This window comes from Arhodomonas sp. KWT, assembly GCF_010993615.1.
Genome location: NZ_WNXE01000530.1, coordinates 1 through 1,111 on the forward strand (window position 1 = coordinate 1; position 1,111 = coordinate 1,111).

Here is a 1,111-nt window from a genome sequence, read left to right on the forward strand (position 1 = left end):
GGGTATACCAGGGATTGGTGGCACCGGCGCCCCGGGATCCGGTGGCTCACGGCAATACCTCTCCGCCGTGGGCCACCGCCGCTCCCGGCAGCGCCGGCGCTACCGGGCGCTTCCCGCGGGTGGACGGTCAGAACTGGTAGAAAAGGCGTAAGCGGTTGTCGTAGAAGCGCTCGGCGCCGTCGAAGTCGGTGATGCCGAGCACGTTCTGAACCTTGAGCCCCTCCAGCTGCGGGCTGAATGCCCCCAGGTCGAAGGTGATCCCGGTATCCCAGCCCCAGCTGTTCTGGTCCTCGACGATCGGCACGCCGGCAGCGTAGCCGCGATCACCGTCATAGGAATAGAAGGCGTGACTCTGGCCGCGTTTGGCCTCGTAGTAGACGTAACGGGTAAACAGGTCCACGCCGTCGGAGAACGTGACGTCGAGGCGGCCGCCGATGCCGTAACCCGGCCCGAGCCCGTCGACACCGTCGTTCATGGTGTCGGTGTAGAACACGCCGCTGAGATCGCTGTAGGGGTGCACGAGTCCGCCGTCGCGGAAACTGCCTTCGTGCTGCGGCGAGTAATGGCCGACCAGCGCGGCGCTGACCCGGCGCGAGTGCACGCCCAGCTTGAGACCGTAGACGTCGGCGTCGATGTCGCCGACGCCGGCACGGCCGGTCTCCTCCTCGCGGGCATACTGCACGCGGATATAGGGCTCGAAGCCGCCCCAGTCGGTACCGGCCATGACCGTGGGCATCTGGTAGCCGGCCTCCACGTACTGCATGCGGGCGGTGTCGAAGAACGTGTAGTGCCAGAGCTGCCCGATGTAGTCGCCGTCGGCGGTATTCTGGCGGATCGTGGTACCCGCCGCGAACAGCCCGGACGTGTCCTCGATATAGCGGTTGTCCGTGGTGAACTCGTCGCTGAACCGGCTCTCGTAGCGGGTCATGCGTGCCGCGTAGACCTGCCACGTCGGCCGGCTGTCGACGGGCGCATCGAACTTGAAGGGCATGTACTGGTTGTTGGCGTAGTCCGGCGGCGCGACGCGTGCGGAGGCCTCCTCGTCCCGGCGGGCCTGCGCCCCGGACGCGTCGTCACCCCCGCCAGCCATCTCCAGCGGCCGGATGGCGAC

1 pseudogene is annotated in these 1,111 nt (G+C 67.5%); it reads right to left on the bottom strand.

Annotation, left to right across the window (positions count from 1 at the left end):
• Positions 1 to 127: 127 nt before the first annotated feature.
• A pseudogene (locus tag G7A99_RS20465) lies at positions 128 to 1,111 on the bottom strand (hypothetical protein); the annotation flags it as partial.